This window comes from Butyricicoccus sp. Marseille-Q5471 (assembly GCF_951230135.1).
GTDB lineage: Bacteria > Bacillota > Clostridia > Oscillospirales > Butyricicoccaceae > Agathobaculum.
On sequence record NZ_CATNVC010000013.1, the window covers coordinates 1 to 19,239 of the forward strand.

Genomic DNA, 19,239 nt, shown 5'->3' on the forward strand with positions numbered 1-19,239 from the left:
ATTATTAACATGACTGGTAACAGCTACCGTTTAGCTCACCACCAGTCCATTACCGGCTAAAAAACTGGCGCTGAAAAAGTGTGCATTTGCTGGCGAAAAAGTGTGCACTTTACTTGACTGCTTACACTTGTCCACTTTTAGAACAATACTTGTCCTGCCTAAACATAATCAAGGGCCGAAGTTCTTGCACCATTCACGAGTACCGCACAGATATATTGTCTTTTCTGTGATGGCTCACAGGCGTACGGTGCGTACACCCAGTAGCTCCCGACTTCTTATAAGTTCATTCCAATCAATTCGAATGAATTTGTTTTGTTATATACTTCAATATTTTTCAAATTAAACTTCTGGGAAAAGCACTTTTATCTATGATCTTCGCCTAATTGCTATACCCTAGCTTGAATCTGTTCCAACGTTTGACGGATCTTTACTTCCTCCCCACTACCATTTGTTGATAGGCGGAGCAGGGGAAGTCCGTACACTTTGAAAATGTGATCTTTCATCAAATCTCTTTCTTGCTGCCTAGGGTTATTTTCGTGAGATGCAAAGCCGTCTACTTCTATGACAAAAGCCGGCTTCCGTGTAGCTTCATTGTACACGACAAAATCAGCGGAGGCCCTATGGTTTATATACTCTATTTCACTATCAGACAGCATCTGCAAATCATGAAACATATTCTTCAGCAAAACTTGAAATGCAAAAGAATAGTCCTTATAATTCGGTTTTTTAAGATGTCGGATAGTAGTTGTAACATAATATTTTCAGACTGATATCGTGAAATGGAGGGAAGCCGTTTTCCAAATTCGAGCAGGGTATGAGAATACTCCCGATAAAGCAAGTCAAATACAGATACAACCTTTGACTCCACAATTGCGGCATCCAACAACTGATACTCCATATACCCAATGAGTGCTTTGAGTTCTTTGGCCGAGCGTTCAAAAAGGGCTTTATCTGTCACCAAAACAAACTGTCGCTGGGCGCGTGAAACAGCAACGTTGATCTTGTGCGGATCGTCCACAAATCGAAGGCTAATATGACCATACCGTGTATTACTCAACACCGTTGATAAAATCATAATTTCTTTTTGACGCCCTTGGTATTTATGTATTGTGTCACATTCCAGTTCCTTTGGAAATATGCCGTCCGCCTTTTGTGCCTGCTTTACATAGGGGGTAGTAAACCCAATCTTCGAAGTATCTAACTGATCGGGCTTCGTCAGTATCTCTTCCATGATTGTATCTAATTCTCGCTGATTGAATTTTCCTTTCCCTTCACCTTTTGTCACCATTCTCATGTGATTTCCAGGAGCCGTTTGGTATAGGACAAGCGGGAGCTGCTCAGAGCCTTTCTTTAAGACAATGAGTTCTCCACCATAATAGCGTTGGTTGCAAAATTGAATGATCGCCGGCTCACAGCGATAATGCTCACGCAGCAGTTTCCGCGGTGCCTTTTCTCCAAGCACCTCTATCACGGAAGATAACAAGCTGTGGCAAAAGTAGTCATAAGAAGGGACTGGGCATTGACTGACAAGCTTGTCCTTTATCTTTTCATCAACAATTTGCGGAAGTTGCTTGGTATCTCCGACAATCACCGCACGCTTGCAACAGGACAACGCAAGGACGCCGCTTAAAATATCCACCTGCGAAGATTCATCAATGATTAAATAATCAAACAGGAACCCTTTGGGGATGCTGTTGATAATCGAAAATGTTGTGCTGAGGATTACCGGGTAGTGGGCCAGGAAGCGATCAAAATCTTTTTTGAACGACTCTTTCGTAAATACCACGTCATCCAGTTCGGCATAACGCTTTGCCAGATTGAGGTTTAATATTTCTCGAGAGGTCTGTTGATACGCCTTTTGCCGTTCTTCAAAATTAGAGCGCAGTAATTGTAATTTAAGCTCTTCAATTTGCCTGCTGATTTCTGATATTTTAGCTTCATAATAACAACTCTGGACTTCTAACACCAGCTTAATTTCATTTTGGCTTAACAGAGAAAACTCTCTAAAGCGATATTTTACAAAAAGTTTTAGTCTATAAAAAAACGATGCCTTCTTATTTCGAAGAACATTCAACTGCGTTTCCGCCAAAAACTGTACGATTTTTTCTGATGGTAATTTTGAAACACTTAGCGTCTCCATGTCATTATAATCTTGCGATTGGCGATAACGCCTGAAATGCTCGTACTCCAATCGATAATTTGCAAGCTGCTGCTCAAGTTGGGCTCGTTTTCGTTCTAATAGAAACAGCTTGCTCAATTCACTGATTTCATCTGGCGGTAAATGAGCGATGCGGCCTGTCAATGCCTCTAAATCTGGATGCGGCGGATTTGCAAAAAAAGCCTCTTGCTTGTTGTTCCTCCCTAAATCTGCAAGCAAAAAGTGATAGCCCTCTTGACCTAATTTCTCTTGCACATTCCGTACTGCTTCATTCGTACCGGAAACCATAGCCACATTTAAGTTTCTTTGCCCCACAAGATTGGAAATGAGATTAATGATGGTCTGCGTTTTCCCGGTTCCAGGAGGCCCTTCGATAATAGAAATTGAATTGCAAAGGGTTTGAACAATTGCATCTTGTTGACTTTGATTAAAATCGAACGGGAAGATCAAAGGGATCCCATCCAATTCTATTTGATTATAGGTACCGTTCATATACTGAGCCAAAGCACTTTCGGGATGAATGCAAGGAATTGACGCAAATGCCCTGGCTACAAAAGTGGCTCCTTTTTCTCCATCCGACTCCCCAATCTTTACATGCTGTGCGATATCGCACCAGTACTCCCAAAGCTCTCGATGCTTTTTTTGCAAATCTTCCTCTATTCTAATCGATTGACGAGGATATATTTTAGATTTTCCATCTTTAAAAATCACACGATACAGCTTTCCAAAATCTAAAAGATGTGTCACATTCAAAAGCGGGGTGGAATTATAAAGCACAATTTTTTTGTTTAGATCCACACTTCCGCTTAAATCTGCAATATATGTATTTTCATATTTCGGCGTGTATTCCCGCCCATTAGAAAGAGTGATTTTGACATAAGGATACTGAGGTTCTATGTCAATAACTTTATCGGTATAATCTTTTCCCTTCATCACAACCAGCTTGGAAAAAAATATCCATAAGTTCAAAACTCCTATACCAATATATCTAGTCACTACGCCGAGGGCATCCTTCTGTAGAATGGCGTTATATCACAGGATTCTCGGAGAAAAACATTAATTTTTATAAGTTTAAGTATAGCTGTTTTTCCAAATAAGAGCAACCGCTGTTTCGACTTATTATACTATATCATTGGATGACGATTAATAAAGAGCTGTAGGTGCGTTTATGACAGATATCATAAACACACCTACAGCTTTTTAACTCAGAAAATTTGTTTCTATATTTACATTTTTAACTAGTGGCACATAGATGCTATTCTAAAAATAGCACTTTCGTTTGAATAGTGTAATTTTTTATGGAGGAATCAATATTATGGCATCTATTGTAAAACGCAACAAAAGTTATGCGGTTGTCTATACAGACACCACAAACGAAAAGAAAAGGCAAAAATGGGAAACCTACTACAGTCTTGAGGAGGCGCAGCAACGAAAGGAATTACTGGAACTATGCTCACATACACGAACAGAAGTCCACCGTCAGTGTGTACAGACGGTGGAACAATTTTTTGTACAATACGTGGAGCCATATGGAGTAAGCCATTGGTCACTATCCACCTACCAAGCAAATTGCAGCCTTATTCGCCGTTTCCTCATACCGACCATTGGCATGATGCGGCTAGAAGAACTCTCGCCTCGTGTGGTAGCACAGCTGTATCGCCGCTTTGCGCAACTGCCACAACAAGGTGGTCGCTGCCATGCCCCAACAGGTAAACCGATTACTGCACAAACTCTGCGCAGCCTTCACAAGCTGCTGCACAGTGCCTTTGAGCAGGCGGTGCTGTGGGAGTATTTACAGCGAAACCCCTTTCACGGCGCGCCACTTCCAAAATCACATCCCGCTTCCCTTGTTTTCCTTATTCCTGAACAGGTAAGACTGCTACTGAATCACTGTATCAGCGACCCCATATTGCGTATGGCCGTAACACTTGCCTTTGCTGGAACGCTGCGCAAGGGCGAACTGCTGGCACTGACCTGGCAGGACGTAAATTTTGTTGAGGGAAGCATACGGGTAAACAAAACCCTATGCCGAGTCAGTAACCATGCACTGACCAAGCTACAGGGACGAGATATTCTCTATCAATTTCCATCCGTGCTGAGTACTGCCTGCACTACTCTGGTGCTCAAGCGTCCTAAAACAAAAGCCAGCAACCGGGTTATCTATTTACCAGCCTCAGTGATGTCGGAATTGGAAGCCTTTAAGATATCCTCTCCTGCAACTGAACTGGGACTCATTTTCTGCTATCCGGATGGGCGTCCCATCCAGGAGCACACTTTAACCGACCGCTTTCACGAAGTGTTGAAAGCGGCTGGTCTGCCACAAGTAACCTTCCATAGTCTGCGACATAGTAGTATCACCTATAAACTGGTGCTGTCACAGGGAGATCTCAAATCGATACAGGGGGATTCTGGACATGCTCAGGTGGAGATGATTACCGAACTGTATGGTCACATTTTAGAAAATAACCGCATAGCCAATGCTAAACGCATGGACGAGGTCTTTTTTCAAAAGGGGATAATGAACAGGAATCGAACGTAAGACCTATCTCTTAGGAGGCGATAGGTCTATCCATTACACAAGCCGGTTGCCAAGAATCTTATCTCCATCAGAACGAAAGGAATGTTTCCCATGAACATAGACCACTGCAAAACATTTGCCGCCTTGGGCGATTACCTCAAGGAACAAGCCACTTGTCCGGATTTAAAACAGGCTGAGTGCAAGCAGCTTTATGCCGCACTGGAGGAACGCTGCCAACATCATTGTTTTGATAGTATGCTGTACAAACATAGAAACTGGTTTATCTGCGAGGGCACGGATGCTGTCTATATTTATCTCTACCGCAACTGGTGCTATCAAAGAAGTCTCAAGGCAAACCGTGACTGTCTGTTGGAAATTGCAGATCATATTCAGCAGGATTTCTTTTGTGCCGGTGGCCCACAAATCACAGCGCAAGAAGTAACACATATTTTATCTACACTGGATGAGTGCTATGACTTTTCTCAAAAAGTGCTGGGAGATGCGCTTTTGTATCTGCTGTTACCAAACGATGCCCACCGTAGCTTCGATGCTCTTTGCCGCCCTTATTCTACCACGGATGGACAGATAACCTGCGACATCATTATGCCGCACATCCAGCGAGACACAAAGACTCATCCCGGATCCATGCTACTTCATGAACTGTGGCATCTACTCAACATTAAGCTGACTGACAGTCTGCTAGTGGTGCCGGATATATTTGTACTGCTGGATCGCTTCATCTGAAACACGCAAAGCGAAAGTAGCGCAGAGCAGCTAAGTGAACTGTTCGCACACCTTTTTGCCATGACCATGCTCCGGCTACCAGAGTTAAAGCAGTATGATTCCTATCCCCCACTGCCAGAGGAAACAATATCAGTCTTTGCGACCTATTTTCTAAATGTGCTGGCAGGGCTATAGCCGCACAGAAAACCGCTCATTTGGTCACCCCCAACTTTCGGCGCTTTTGGTGTCATCCCATTCAAAGGATTACAATATTCATCTTCCCCCTTACAAGGATGCCCTCCTTAAAAATATTTGAACCCTGAAGTGGTCAAAGCGAGTCGCATTTCGAGTCAGGCTCGTTATGACCACTTCGATACGCCTCCATATTTATTTTAATACACCAAGCCCCGCGTAGAAGTCAAGGCAAAGTGTAGAAAAACCGTAGAAATCGCTAAAACACTAAATTTTCAAAATCCCGCAAACCCACGGAAACTCAAGGTTTTCCGGCATTATCAAGGCAACTGACCGAGTGGATTTCGAGTGCGACTCGTTTGGAACATATAGATTCAGGCTTTTTCAATATTTCTAAACCCTGCCGCCATATTTTATGGCGGTATTTATATTTATTAAAGGAGGATATACAAATGATTTCAGGACATTTAAGCGCAAAGGCCGGCAAATGGTATATGGTGCTGGAGCTACGTGCACCGGAAGGAAAACGCATCCCAAAATGGATTGGCACAGGTTTATCAGTGAAGGGAAATAAACATAGAGCTGAGGAGATGTTATATCAAAAGCGTTTGGAGTACAGTGCCGCTGGGCGTGCATACGGTAATATGCTATTTTCCGAATACCTCGAACAGTGGATCGAGGGTCGCCAATGCGAACTTGCAAAGGCGACCTTCGATAGCTATCAGTCAATTTTAAAAGGGCAAGTCATTGAATTTTATGCGCCCAAGAGAATTGCTTTGTCTGCATTAAAGCCTGCCGATATCATTGCATATCATCAGGAGCTTCGCAAAAGAGGCGTATCGGAGAGCACCGTTCTGCGTCATCATGCGGTCATCCATAAGGCACTGGAGGATGCATACTACCACGAGATGATTCCAACAAATCCTGCCGCACGAGTGAGGCGACCAAGAAAGGCGGTATATGTCACCAAACCCTACACCACACAAGAGTGCCGGCAGCTACTGGATGCCATTCAGGAGGAAAAGCTGGAGCCGATACTGATGATGGCCGTTTACACAGGGATGCGGCGTGGCGAGCTGCTGGGGCTGCGCTGGGGTGCAATTGATTTTACCAACAACATTCTGAATGTCCAGCACGAGGTAATCCGAGGCAATGTAAATGGGCGGACAGCTTCCGTTGCACAGGATAAGCTTAAACGCACTGCCAGCCTACGAACACTTCCCATGGTTGAGCCGCTGCGCAATATGTTGCTGGCGGAGCGGCAACGACGCTACGAAGAAAACTCGGCTGAGGCGGATGACTATATTTTTGTAGATAAAAAGGGCCAGCCATTAAAGCCAAATTATATTACAGAGGCATTTCCAAAGCTTTTAGCAAAGCACGGACTGCGGCTCATTCGCCTGCATGATCTTCGCCATAGCTGCGCAAATTTGCTCATTACCGCACGCACACCACTTATCGAAGTCCAACAGTGGCTTGGACATAGCAGTATTCAGACAACGGCCGATCTATATTCCCACCTAACCTTCCAAGAGAAGCTCAGTAGTGCTGAAACCATAAAAAATTTTAACGAAGAAAGAGGATATGATATGAAAAAGAACGAAAGAATGCCCATTGCCGAGTGGGTTTCCGAACTGAATCACGAAAGCCTTGCAGACATCCAAAACTTTTTGAGCAGCGGCGCATTGCAAAGTCTTACTGAATCCGATGGCGGATGCTATGATGCCATGGTTCAACCCAATGCCGGGGAGCCATTATTTGTTGAGGTGAATCTTGATGCGTATAACTGTGTTGCAGACTTATACTGCACCTGCAATATTGGTTTTTGCATACACCTTGCTACCGTATTGCATGAGATCAACGCAAGACACGCAAGTTGCCTTTGCAAAAGCAACGATTAAAGCATTTCTACTGATATAAAACATCACTCTGTATTGGCTATAAGCGTGTTGTCGGTCCCTTTTACTTGGCGTCACTTGAAATTTAAATTGTAACATAAATCGTGTTACAAAAAGAAAAACCATGTTACAACGAGAGCGAAAAGGCATATTTCTCTACCCAAATAGTTACTTTTAAATTAGGATTTCCGATATAAAATTGTTTCGCTATTAGAAACACCATCTAACCATTTATCAAATGGCTGGATGGTGTTTTATATCATCTAAAATGGAAAGGAGCGCATGGATGAACCCACCCCACCTTTCTCCCGACAAAAAATTCCTAACAGCAAGTGATGTTGCTATCATTCTAAATATTTCAAGAAGTACCGCATACAGAATAATCCGCAGTCTCAATGAAGACTTGAAAAAGTCCGGGAAAATCACAATTGCAGGCAAAATATCCGCTAAATACTTCTATGAAAATGTGTACTTATAACGGTTAGGCTTGTACTTTTGATAAAAGCAATGCTACAATATATTTGTGGTAGCAGAAGGAGGTGCAAATGCCTACCTACAAAGACCAAAAAACCGGATTGTGGTATTGCAAATTTGTTTTTACTGATTGGACGGGCAAAAAGACACAGAAAAAGAAGATGGGCTTTAAACTGCAAAAAGAGGCAAAGGCGTTCGAAACGGAATTTTTGAGCAAAGCACACGCTTCCTGTGATATGCTGTTCTCCTCTCTGATTGAGCTCTATATGGAAGACTGCAAGCCTCGCTTAAAGCCAACAACCTACTCGGGCAAGGAATTTTTGATTAGTGCCCATGTGTTGCCCCATTTCGGAAATATGCCAATCAACAAAATCACACCAACAACAGTTCGGAAATGGCAAACGACACTTATTTCGCACCCCAATAGTTACAGCGAAACATACCTTAAAACCATACATAACCAAGTTTCTGCTATCTTCAACTTTGCTTGTAAGTATTATAAGCTTCCTGAAAACCCCGCCAGAGTTTGTGGGGCGATGGGAAAGAAGAATGCAGACTGCATGCTGTTTTGGACGGTGGATAAATTTAAAAAATTCATTGCGGCTGTCGAGGACAAGGTTATGTCTAAGACGATTTTCAACCTGCTCTTTTGGTCTGGAATGCGTTCTGGAGAAATGCTTGCATTGACACTAAGCGACTTTGATTTTAATGCGAACACAGTGTCTATCAACAAAAACTATGCACGGCTCGATAATGAGGATTTGATTCTCGAGCCCAAAACACCGAAAATCAAACGGAAAGTGACCCTGCCGCCCTTTATCTGCGACATCATCAAGGATTATGTGCAAAGGCTCGTTGACTACGAACCAAGCGAGCGTCTGTTCAAGGTCACCAAAAGCTATCTTCGTCAGGAGATGAGCAGAGGCTCTAAGAAAAGTGGCGTCAAGATAATCAGAGTTCATGATCTCCGACACTCACACGCTTCATTACTGATAGAAATGGGGTTTTCTCCACTGCTGATTAGCGAGAGGCTGGGTCATGAAGATATAAAAACCACTTTGCAGACCTATTCCCACCTGTATCCCAACAAGCAAGGTGAGGTGGCTGAACGGCTGCAAAGCTTCTTTTAACCGCGATTCGTGTACCTTTTGTGTACTCTGAGGTGAAAGAGAAAGCCGCAAACCCTGTATTCATCAGGGTTTGCGGCAATGGTTACGTTACTCCCACTCGATCGTAGCGGGCGGTTTGGACGTGATGTCATAGACAATACGATTGATATGCCCTACTTCATTTACAATGCGCACCGAAATGCGATCCAATACATCATACGGAATCCGTGCCCAGTCGGCAGTCATGAAATCGGTCGTGGTAACCGAACGCAGCGCCAGCGTATAGTCATACGTGCGTCCGTCACCCATAACACCAACACTTCGCATGTTGGTCAACACCGCAAAATACTGATTCATGGTATATTCGAGGTTTGCTTTAGCAATTTCATCACGGAAGATGAAATCCGCTTCACGCAGGACATCCAGCTTCTCCTTCGTAATATCACCGATGACGCGAATAGCAAGACCCGGTCCGGGGAACGGCTGACGCATAACCAAATACTCAGGCAGGTCGAGTTCCCGACCCAGCTGACGTACTTCATCCTTAAACAGCAGACGCAGCGGCTCGATAATCTCCTTGAAATCAACATAATCCGGCAGACCGCCAACATTATGATGGCTCTTAATGACTGCAGCATCACCCGCGCCGGATTCGATAACATCGGGATAAATCGTACCCTGAACCAGATAATCCACCGATCCGATTTTTTTGCCTTCATCCTCGAATACGCGGATAAACTCCTCGCCAATAATCTTACGCTTGGTTTCCGGATCGGAAACACCAGCTAGCTTGTCCAAAAAACGCTTTTCTGCATCAACACGAATAAAATTAATGTCCCACTTAGAGAACGCTGCTTCAACCTCATCGCCTTCATCTTTGCGCATTAGGCCGTGGTCAACGAATACGCAAGTAAGCTGATTTCCGACTGCCTCTGCCAACAGTGCTGCCGCAACCGATGAATCAACACCGCCGGACAGCGCCAGCAGAACCTTTCCATCGCCAACCTTTTCGCGAATCGACTTGATGGAATTATTTTTATAATCCTCCATCGTCCAGTCGCCCTTGGCCTGACAGATTTCAAACAGGAAGTTTTTGAGCATCAGCGAGCCATTTTCGGTATGATTCACCTCAGGATGGAACTGTACGCCATAGAAACCACGCGCAGCGTCTGCAATCGCAACATTCGGGCACATTGCCGTATGTCCGACCAGTTCAAATCCATCCGGCACTTTGGCCATATAGTCGCCGTGGCTCATCCAGGAGATGCCCTCTTCGGGCAGACCCTTAAACAGCTTACAGGCCGTATTGTAAAAAGTCTGCGTCTTGCCATACTCACGGGCCGTATCGTCCTGTGCTGCCGTGACCTGCCCGCCAAGCGTATGCGCCATCAGCTGACAGCCATAGCAAATACCGAGCACCGGAACACCCAATTCAAACACCGCAGGATCGCACTGCGGAGAAGCAGGATCGTATACACTGTTGGGGCCGCCGGTGAAAATAATGCCAATCGGATTCAGCGCACGAATCTCCTCAATTGAGGTTTTATACGGTTTAACCTCACAATAAACATTATGCTCGCGCACGCGGCGTGCAATCAGCTGATTATACTGACCGCCAAAGTCCAATACCAGAATGAGCTGATGATTCTCCATCAAATTTGCTCCTTTCGTTCCATTACATATAAAAGAATTATGCCACAAAACGGCGATTTCGGCAAGCATTTTCCCGACCTTTTTCCCCCTTTCGGCAAGGTTGCCGTTTTATAATCAAAATGATTTTGTCTTTTTGCATAAATACCCCAAGTTTGGGCATACTGCGGACAAGCAAACCTTGAAAGGGTGGATGAATTATGAAGGATCGTAAATTGCAGCTGTCTCTTGCTATGCTGCTCATTGCCGCATTGTTTACCTGTGGTGCGGTCGCTGTCGGCACGATGCCTGTTTTGGCCAATGGCGCAGCGCCTGTTGTACAGCCGCTGCAGGGCGCTACCGTACCCGGCGTCGCCATCGAACTGCCGCTAACCGCCACAGATGCCGACAATGACGTACAACTGTTCCAGCTGACGGAGCAGCCTCGTCTCGGTGCCGCCTCGATTGACGGCCAAACACTTGTTTACATGCCGGGTGAAAAAACCGGTACCGACAAGTTTGGCTATACCGCCGTGGATGCGAACGGCAATACGGCCAAGGCGGCGCAAGTCAGCATCCAAATCGAAAAGAATCGTGCCAAGTTGACCTACGCCGATATGCAGGGCAACCCGTCCCACTATGCAGCCATCAAGCTGGCTGAGTCCGGTATCATGGAAGGTGAACATATTGGCGACTGCGCATTCTTCCGTCCGACGCAAAGCGTGACCCGCAGCGAGTTTATTGCCATGGCTGCAGCGGTAGCAGAATTACCCGTTCAGCCGACCACGCAAACCGATTTTCTGGATGACAGCGGGCTGTCGGCTTGGGCAAAGCCCTATGTGAGTGCTGCTGCCGCCAACGGTCTTGTCAGCGGATATCAAACCGCAAGCGGACTTGCCGAAATTCGTGGTGAAAACCCGATTACGCTGGCTGAAGCGAGTGTGGTCATCAATAATCTGCTGACCGAGAATTTGGATGATGTACGACTGACCTTGGAGTTGGAGCACAGCGGCGAGATGAACTGGGCGCAAGCTGCTATGAGCAGCCTGAGCCGTCTGGATGTGCTTTCGCCGCTGGCGCAGATGCAGGCATCCAACGCACCTATCACCCGGCAGACAGCCTGTGAGATGCTTTATCAGGCCTTAATCCTGATCGAGGACTAATCAAAAGGAGGAACGGACATCGTTCCTCCTTTTTTCATTTAAAATCTTGATATAACTTACTGGCTTCAATCCCTTTGTTGTTCTGGTATTTGCCGCCGGTATACAAATCATATTCCCCATCAATATCATGGTAATAAATCTGACAGACCTCCACATTGGGATAGATGCGGACAGGCTGCACGCAGAAGATTTCCAATGTCCAATACCCCTTGAAGCCGATATCGCCAAAGCCTGCTGAAACATGAATAAACAAGCCCAAACGACCGGTGGAAGACCGTCCTTCCAACATGGGAACATACCGATCGGTTGCAGTGTATTCGTTGGTACGTCCCAAGTACAGCTTATTGGGTTCGAGCAGCAACCCCTCATCCGGAATGACAATACGGCTGGCTGGATTAGGCAGCTTCATGTCCAGTTCATAATGATCATATACCAGCAATTCGTTGGCGAGTGACAAGTTATAGCTGTTCGGATTAATGCGGCGCTTGTCAAATGGTTCGATAATAATTTCTTTGCCGATACGCTTCTGGATTTCTTTTCCGGATAAAATCATCGTCTGTACTCCTCACTCAACGCGCAGCTTTTCGATTTGGGTCTCATTCGGTGTAATATAGGCTGTTTGGTAAACGTGATAAATTACCATGCCCGGTTTTGCTCCGGCGGGTTTTTTCACCTGCCGCACCGGCGTAAAATCAACCGGCACCATAGATGAGGTGCGCGCCTTGGAATGATATGCCGCAATCATAGCCGCTTCTGTCATCGCCTGATTGGTCGGCTCCCTGCCATCCACTACGAGAATAACATGTGAGCCGTGAATCTTCTGTGTGTGAAACCAGATATCCGTTTTAAACGCGGTCCTCAGTGTTAAAATATCGTTTTGCAGATTGTTTTTCCCTGCAAATACATCAAACCCATCACTGGTACGGTAATGAAACGGTTTCGCCGCGACGGGCTTCATCTGCGCCTTTTTATTGCGCGTCTGCTTAGAAGAAAGGATACCCGTCTGCGTCAGCTCTTCACGAAGCTGGGCTAGATCGCGCTCGCCCTCTGCCTCACTCAATGCAGCCAGCACGCTTTCCAGATAGTCCAAATCGGCTCTGCCGCGTTCAATCTGCACAGACAGTACCTCTTCCGCCGTTTTCGCCTTGGTATACAATTTAAAGTACCGCTGTGCATTTTGCTGCGGGGTCATTTTGACATCAAGACTGATTTCTATTTCCGGACATGACTCGTCATAATAGTCTATAACCTTGACCTTATTCATACCCTTTTCTAATTGGTACAGATTTGCTGTGATTAGGTCGCCCAGTCGTTTATATTGTTCCCGATTATGCGTCTGCTCTAATTCCTTCTGCTGTATGGCAAGCTTGCGGGCCAAGCGGTCACGCGCATTGACAACAGTCTTGTGCAAATCTTGGGACCGCTTCGCCATTCGCTCTGCCTTTCCCTTTTTCTCAAAAAAGGCGGCAAGCAATGCGGAAAAGCTGTTCATTTGTGTGATCGACATCAGATGCTCATACTGCGTAAGCGGCAGGAAAGAAAAATCAAAAACACTTGCATCCTCATTCTTGGTCAATAGGAAGGGACGAAACCGCTTTTCCTGCACATAAGTGCAAAAATCATCGTAAACTGCTCCCAAACGATGCTGTTCCTCTGCTGACATCTGTCCTATCGGTTTTGCAACCTCGCCGCAGGCACGAAACGCCAGCTCCCGGCATAGCAGCGGAGAAAAGCCGAGCAGATGATTCAGCAAAAAACGATCAATCCCCTGCTCCTCATCCGCCGTGCCAAGCGCCGCCGCCAGACCTGCACCCGAGATGGAGAACGGATTTATTTTATCCTGTGCCGGCGGCAGACGATAGAATAATCCAGGCAACACCTGACGTTTGCCGGAAATGTCGCCGTCAACCCGACGCAGCGCATCAATAATACGCCCTTCCCCATCGCGCAAAATTAAATTGGAGTGTTTACCCATTAGCTCACACACAAGATACTTTTTGCAGGGTATGCCCATTTCATCGGTTGTATCCAGTTCGATTTCCATCATACGCTCGAGCACCGGCTGCGAAATCGAGGCAATTTTCGCCCCCTGTACATGCTTGCGCAGCAGCATACAGAACATTGGCGGTGCAGCCGGATTTTCGCGTGCAGACTCAATCAGGTGCGCACGCGGCGCTCCTGCGGCGATGGACAGCAGCAAACGCTTTGCACCGCCCTGCCCACGGGTCTGCAGTATAACCTCCTCACGGTCAGGCTGATAGACCTTCTCAACACGGCAGCCGCATAGATTTTCATTCAGTTCATGTGCTACCGCCCCAAGGCAGATTGCATCTAATGGCATAGCAAACCTTCCTTACACAAATTCAATGCAGTCCGCATGCCTCAGCGACGTTTGTACCTCAAGCTGCGGAAAAGCTGCAAATATCTTTTCGGCAAAGACTGCCGTCATCGGATTCTCAGTCGGAAAATGGCCGGCGTCTACCAGGGTCAGCCCCAGTGACTGCGCGCACTGCATTAAATCATAGCTGCAATCGCCAATGACAAACGCCTCCGCGCCTGCCGCAATCGCAAAATCCATCAGTTTGCCGCACGCACCACCACCGACTGCCACGCGACTGATTGGGCGACCACCGTCGCAAAACCGCACACCGCCTGCAGACAGACAGTCCTTTACATAGTGCGCAAACTCCCGCGGCTGCATGACACGCGGCAACGTGCCGACACGTCCCAGCATACCGTTTTCGCCCGCTCCCATATTCTGAACGCCGGTCAAAATCAGCGCCGATGCCAGTGCGTCGTTCACACCACCTTCGGCGCAGTCCGCATTGGTGTGCATGCATATGATTGAAATATTATTTTGAATTGCAGCTCGCAGGACACGCCCAGTTGCATCATCGGTTGTCACGCGGCTGACCGATGTGAATATCGCCGGATGGTGCGCTACAATCAGTTCTGCACCGCAGTTCACCGCTTCTGCGACGACAGTCTCCGTCACATCAAGCGCACAGAGCACACGTGTAACCTCCTGTACTCGATCTCCTGCCAGAAGGCCTACGTTGTCCCAGCTTTCAGCAAGCGTATATGGCGCAATATCTTCTAGAACCGTCAATATATCTTTTACTGTAATCATTTCATTTCCTCCAGAGCAGTCTTAATTGCGTCAACGGTATCCTGCTGCTGCCGCAATAGACGCGGCTCTACCGATTGCCCTTGCTTCATGCCACACAGTGCATGCAGTTCACGACGCAGCAAATGCTGCAAATAGTCCTGTGCGTGCTCTGCTGCACACAAGGCTTCGGATACGGCACATGCAGACAGCGGCAAATGCCGCACCGCCGCACCGCCGCGCGCACTGATTACCACATAGCGGCGATGCTCCTCGCGACAAATGGTTTCTCGCTCAATATCATATCCATGCGAGCCCAACCATTGCCGGAGTTCCGCAATCATGGTCATAGGCTGCAGCAGCAGCAAGTGCTCACCCCGCGCTGTCCAAGGTGCTGCTGATAAAATTTCACACATGGTCTGTCCGCCCATTCCAGCAATTGAAATGGTGTCACACTCCTCCGGCCTGACTTGCTCCAAGCCAGGCGCCAAACGCAGCGTCAGGTGATCACTCACACCGTGATCAATCGCATTGCGCGCAGCGTGATCGAGCGGCCCCTTGCCAATGTCAGAACCTATCGCGCTCGCGACCTGTCCGCTCTTGAGCAGCGCGATTGGCAATTTGCCATGATCTGTGCCGATATCAGCTAAACGTGCATTCTGCGGCACGAGGGACGCAATACAGGCGAGGCGTGGTGTTAATACAATACTTTCCATGATTCACTCCAAAAAAACAGAGCCGGCAAATCAGCCGGCCCTGTTTTGATTACTCGCCGAAAAAGCTGTTGAGCTTGGCAACCAGCTCGTCCGCATCTGTGCCATGCACCATGCAGGCTTCCTCAATGCTTTCGCCCTGAGACGCCGGGCAGCCCAAGCAGTGCATGCCAATCTCGGTGAAAAATTTAGCCGTTTGCAGATCGCGGGAGAGCACCTCGCCGATTGTGGTCTTTTTGGTGATTGCAGCCATGGATAGACCTCCTGAAGTATTTTTTTGATGTTTCTATTGTACCTCAAAATACGGCGGATTACAATCACAATTTACGAAATTCGCCGCTGCAATGCAATAAAAAAACACCCGACAGAAAACCATCGGGTGTTTTGATTCGGCAATTAGCCTTCTTCGCGCATCTTAGCGAAGCACTCGCTGCAATATACCGGGCGATCAGACTTGGGCTCGAAGGGTACACGAGCCTCGCCGCCGCAGGAAGCACAGGTAGCGGTGAAATATTCACGGGGGCCACGAGCTGCGTTCTTGCGATTGTCACGGCAGGACTTGCAGCGCTGGGGCTCGTTCTGGAAGCCGCGCTCTGCGTAAAACTCCTGCTCACCTGCGGTAAATACGAACTCCTGGCCGCATTCCTTACATACTAAAGTCTTGTCTTCGTACATGATTTTACCTCTCTTTGATACCGTTCCCTCGGGGAACCTAGATTTATTGCGCACAGGCCCTTTGCCTGCTTTCGCCTATTGGGGTTTAACAGTTGCCGATTTCCGCTTGATGCGCTGGATGGCATTGTCCACCGATTTGATTGGTTTGTGTAGTGTTTCGGCCATCTGCTCATAAGAAAGGCCATCTAGAAACAACGTCAAAACCTTTGCCTCGAATTCAGACAGGACAGAGTACAACCGGCGAACCAGTTCCGCTCGTTCCTCATTGCCAATCACCAGCGATTCGGGGTCACAAATCGGTGCTGCAACCCGGGTGTGCGATTCCGCAAGGTCTTCAAACAGAGGTCGATCAATTGACATGGATCGGTTTAAGGGATCGTGCTTGAATGCTGCTGCCGCGCGTACCGCAGAATAAATCCGCCTTGTTACACACAGTCTGGCAAACGCCTCAAAGGGTGTGCCGTTCCCAGCATCAAATTCGCGGACTGCTTTGAGCAGCCCCAGCATCCCCTCCTGCAGCAGGTCTTCCTCATCCGCGCCCATGAGAAAAAAAGGGCGCGCACAGGTTTTGACCAACCGGGAATACCTTTTCACAAGCGTTTCAGCCGCTTGCCCATCTCCCTGCTGCGCCGCAGTGCACAGTGCATCATCTGGCCGCAGGTCTTGATCCGAACTATCATAACCGTTTTTCATGTCGATATTCATTATAGGGGCAATTCACTGGTTTGTCAAGTGATTTTTGTGAAACCTAGTGACCAACCGCCAAAATTCAAAAATGTTTTTTGTATCTTTTCTACAATTCAGAGCAGATTCGACGCATTATTCCACAGTAACCGACTTCGCAAGGTTACGCGGCTTATCAACGTCGCAGCTACGCTCGACTGCAATATAGTATGCCAAAAGCTGTAACGGAATAATCGAAAGAGATGCTGAAAACTCCGAAAGACACTTTGGCAAACGCACAATATGCTGGCATACCGATTCATCGCCGGTAAAGTCATCTGTCGTCACCAGTACGACTGCCGCGCCACGCGATACGACCTCGCGAATGTTAGAAACGGTCTTTTCAAACAGCGCCGGCTGCGTCGCAAGCGCAACAACCAGCGTTCCCTCTTCAATGAGAGAAATTGTGCCATGCTTCAGTTCCCCTGCCGCGTAGGCTTCCGAATGCACATAGCTGATTTCCTTGAGCTTTAGCGATGCTTCGAGCGCGGCTGCGTAGTCTAACCCGCGGCCGAGGAAGAACACGCTGGAACGATTTGCGTAGAGCGTCGCGATACGCTGCATCGTTTTCTTGCACTGCAGTGTCTCTTCGATGCAGTCCGGCAAGCGCTGCAACTCCGCGCTCAATGCACGTTCATCCCCTATTGAAATCAGTCCGCGCACGCGAGCGATTCTGACCGAAATCAAGTACAGCGCGGACAACTGCGCAGAATAGGCCTTAGTCGTTGCGACCGCAATCTCAGGGCCAGCCCAGGTGTACAGCACACCATCTGCTTCTCGCGCAATGGTAGAGGAAACCACGTTGACAATCGCAATTGTGAACGCTCCCGCCTGCTTGGCCAGACGCATCGCGGCAAGGGTGTCTGCCGTTTCACCGGACTGACTGATAACGATGCACAAATCTTTTTTGCCGATGATCGGGTTCTCGTAACGGAACTCGCTGGCGACCTCCGCCGCGCACCGGATGCGGCACATACTCTCAATCACTCGCTTTCCGACCATACCGGCGTGCAGCGCAGAGCCGCAGCCGATGATGTGAATATTTTCAATGTCACGCAGGCGATCGTCAGTCAGACCATTCTCCTCAAATACGATAGAGTCATTTTGTACACGCGGGTGAACCGTAGCTGCCACCGCCTTGGGCTGCTCCATGATTTCCTTAATCATGAAATGCTCATAGCCGCCCTTTTCAGCCGCAGACATATCCCACGTGACTGTCTGCACCTTTTTCTCCACCCGGTCGCCGAACTCGTTCATCACAACGACGCTGTCAGGGCGAACAATTGCCACTTCGTTATCATCCAGGATGATATAATCCTTGGTGCGGCCGATAATCGCAGTAATGTCGGATGCAATCATGTTTTCGCCGTTTCCAAGGCCGATTACGAGCGGATTGTCACGGCGCGCCGCGACAATTTCCTCCGGATTATCCATCGACACCACACCAAGAGCGTAGGAGCCGCGCAGGCGGGATACGGCCGCCAGCACAGTCTGCGCCAAATCCTCTTGCTTGCCTGTATGCAGATAGTCTACGAGGTGTGCGACCGTTTCGGTGTCGGTTTCGGACTGAAACACATAGCCGTGCGCTTCAAGGCGCTCTCTCAGCTCTTTATAGTTTTCAATGATGCCGTTATGTACGACCGCAATTTTGCCGTCCGAACCGCCGAGATGCGGGTGCGAGTTTCGGTCAGACGGCCCGCCGTGCGTCGCCCAGCGTGTATGTCCGATGCCGCAGGTGCAGGTCAGATCCTCATGTTCTTCTTTAATCTTCGCTTCCAGATTCGCAATGCGACCGACCGTTTTCACCACGCGTAGACCTTCCTTTGTGAAGGCGGCGATGCCGGCTGAGTCATAACCGCGGTATTCCAAACTATACAGGCCCTTAATCAAGACCGGCAGCGCGTTTTCGCGTCCGGTAAAGCCAACAATTCCACACATAAATATTTGTCCTCCCAGTAAATCGGATGGTAAAATTACAAAATTTAGTTATTCGCATTTGGGCATAAAAATAGTGCGTTACGCAGTGCTGTTCTGGCCGCAGGGTCGCCCCTGCGTTTTGTCAGCCTGCTGACGACCAACTCACTCGTGGCCGAAGGGCATCCGCCGAATTTTCGATGAACCCTTACCTCGTCAACTGCGATACCGGCTGCACCGCAGT

Annotated in this window: 16 protein-coding genes; 5 read left to right on the forward strand and 11 right to left on the reverse strand. The window is 47.7% G+C overall.

What is annotated here, in order from left to right; genetic code table 11:
* Nucleotides 1–386: 386 nt before the first annotated feature.
* Both QOX26_RS14400 and QOX26_RS11775 read right to left on the reverse strand, forming a co-directional pair.
* A complete protein-coding gene (locus QOX26_RS14400) occupies nt 387–674 on the reverse strand; it encodes a DUF2726 domain-containing protein (RefSeq protein ID WP_442870231.1) in 288 nt (95 codons plus the stop codon).
* 5 nt (nt 675–679) lie between these two features.
* On the reverse strand, nt 680–3,154 hold the full coding sequence (locus QOX26_RS11775) for a DEAD/DEAH box helicase (RefSeq protein WP_283675179.1): 2,475 nt from the start codon (nt 3,152–3,154) through the stop codon (nt 680–682).
* Nucleotides 3,155–3,473: 319 nt separating this feature from the next.
* On the opposite strand from QOX26_RS11775, the gene QOX26_RS11780 reads away from it, so the two are divergent.
* The 4 genes from QOX26_RS11780 to QOX26_RS11800 all read left to right on the forward strand — a co-directional run bounded on the left by QOX26_RS11780 (nt 3,474) and on the right by QOX26_RS11800 (nt 9,093).
* The gene (locus QOX26_RS11780; protein ID WP_283675180.1) at nt 3,474–4,697 is read left to right on the forward strand and encodes a tyrosine-type recombinase/integrase; all 1,224 of its coding nucleotides are present in this window, start codon (nt 3,474–3,476) and stop codon (nt 4,695–4,697) included.
* A gap of 90 nt (nt 4,698–4,787) precedes the next feature.
* Nucleotides 4,788–5,420 carry a hypothetical protein gene (locus QOX26_RS11785; protein ID WP_283675181.1) on the forward strand — a complete coding sequence of 211 codons (633 nt, stop codon included), beginning with the start codon at nt 4,788–4,790 and terminating at the stop codon, nt 5,418–5,420.
* A gap of 623 nt (nt 5,421–6,043) precedes the next feature.
* Nucleotides 6,044–7,492 (forward strand): tyrosine-type recombinase/integrase, encoded by a 1,449-nt coding sequence (locus QOX26_RS11790; protein WP_283675182.1) that lies wholly within the window; start codon nt 6,044–6,046, stop codon nt 7,490–7,492.
* Nucleotides 7,493–8,034: 542 nt separating this feature from the next.
* On the forward strand, nt 8,035–9,093 hold the full coding sequence (locus QOX26_RS11800) for a site-specific integrase (protein ID WP_283675183.1): 1,059 nt from the start codon (nt 8,035–8,037) through the stop codon (nt 9,091–9,093).
* Nucleotides 9,094–9,180: 87 nt separating this feature from the next.
* Here the strand turns inward: QOX26_RS11800 and guaA are convergent, their stop codons facing one another.
* A complete protein-coding gene (gene guaA / locus QOX26_RS11805) occupies nt 9,181–10,725 on the reverse strand; it encodes a glutamine-hydrolyzing GMP synthase (RefSeq protein WP_283675184.1) in 1,545 nt (514 codons plus the stop codon).
* 197 nt (nt 10,726–10,922) lie between these two features.
* Here guaA and QOX26_RS11810 point away from each other — a divergent pair, with 197 nt between their 5' ends.
* Nucleotides 10,923–11,864, forward strand: a complete 942-nt coding sequence (locus tag QOX26_RS11810; RefSeq protein WP_283675185.1) for an S-layer homology domain-containing protein — start codon at nt 10,923–10,925, stop codon at nt 11,862–11,864.
* Nucleotides 11,865–11,898: 34 nt separating this feature from the next.
* On the opposite strand, the gene dcd is transcribed toward QOX26_RS11810, so the two are convergent.
* From dcd to glmS, 8 genes are all read right to left on the reverse strand, one after another.
* Nucleotides 11,899–12,417 (reverse strand): dCTP deaminase, encoded by a 519-nt coding sequence (dcd, locus tag QOX26_RS11815; protein ID WP_283675186.1) that lies wholly within the window; start codon nt 12,415–12,417, stop codon nt 11,899–11,901.
* Nucleotides 12,418–12,429: 12 nt separating this feature from the next.
* The gene (locus QOX26_RS11820) at nt 12,430–14,205 is read right to left on the reverse strand and encodes an Rqc2 family fibronectin-binding protein (protein WP_283675187.1); all 1,776 of its coding nucleotides are present in this window, start codon (nt 14,203–14,205) and stop codon (nt 12,430–12,432) included.
* Nucleotides 14,206–14,217: 12 nt separating this feature from the next.
* Nucleotides 14,218–14,994, reverse strand: coding sequence for a Nif3-like dinuclear metal center hexameric protein (locus QOX26_RS11825; RefSeq protein WP_283675188.1), 777 nt, complete (start codon nt 14,992–14,994; stop codon nt 14,218–14,220).
* On the reverse strand, nt 14,991–15,686 hold the full coding sequence (locus tag QOX26_RS11830) for a class I SAM-dependent methyltransferase (RefSeq protein WP_283675189.1): 696 nt from the start codon (nt 15,684–15,686) through the stop codon (nt 14,991–14,993). Before QOX26_RS11830 ends, QOX26_RS11825 begins: the two co-directional genes overlap by 4 nt.
* 49 nt (nt 15,687–15,735) lie before the next feature.
* The gene (locus tag QOX26_RS11835) at nt 15,736–15,936 is read right to left on the reverse strand and encodes a DUF1858 domain-containing protein (protein WP_283675190.1); all 201 of its coding nucleotides are present in this window, start codon (nt 15,934–15,936) and stop codon (nt 15,736–15,738) included.
* A 143-nt stretch (nt 15,937–16,079) separates the two neighbouring features.
* Nucleotides 16,080–16,358 carry a zinc-ribbon domain containing protein gene (locus tag QOX26_RS11840; RefSeq protein ID WP_283675191.1) on the reverse strand — a complete coding sequence of 93 codons (279 nt, stop codon included), beginning with the start codon at nt 16,356–16,358 and terminating at the stop codon, nt 16,080–16,082.
* A 75-nt stretch (nt 16,359–16,433) separates the two neighbouring features.
* The gene (locus QOX26_RS11845) at nt 16,434–17,063 is read right to left on the reverse strand and encodes a sigma-70 family RNA polymerase sigma factor (protein ID WP_283675192.1); all 630 of its coding nucleotides are present in this window, start codon (nt 17,061–17,063) and stop codon (nt 16,434–16,436) included.
* A 114-nt stretch (nt 17,064–17,177) separates the two neighbouring features.
* Complete coding sequence (gene glmS, locus QOX26_RS11850; RefSeq protein ID WP_283675193.1) at nt 17,178–19,019, reverse strand: glutamine--fructose-6-phosphate transaminase (isomerizing); 1,842 nt, start codon at nt 19,017–19,019, stop codon at nt 17,178–17,180.
* Nucleotides 19,020–19,239 lie beyond the last annotated feature (220 nt).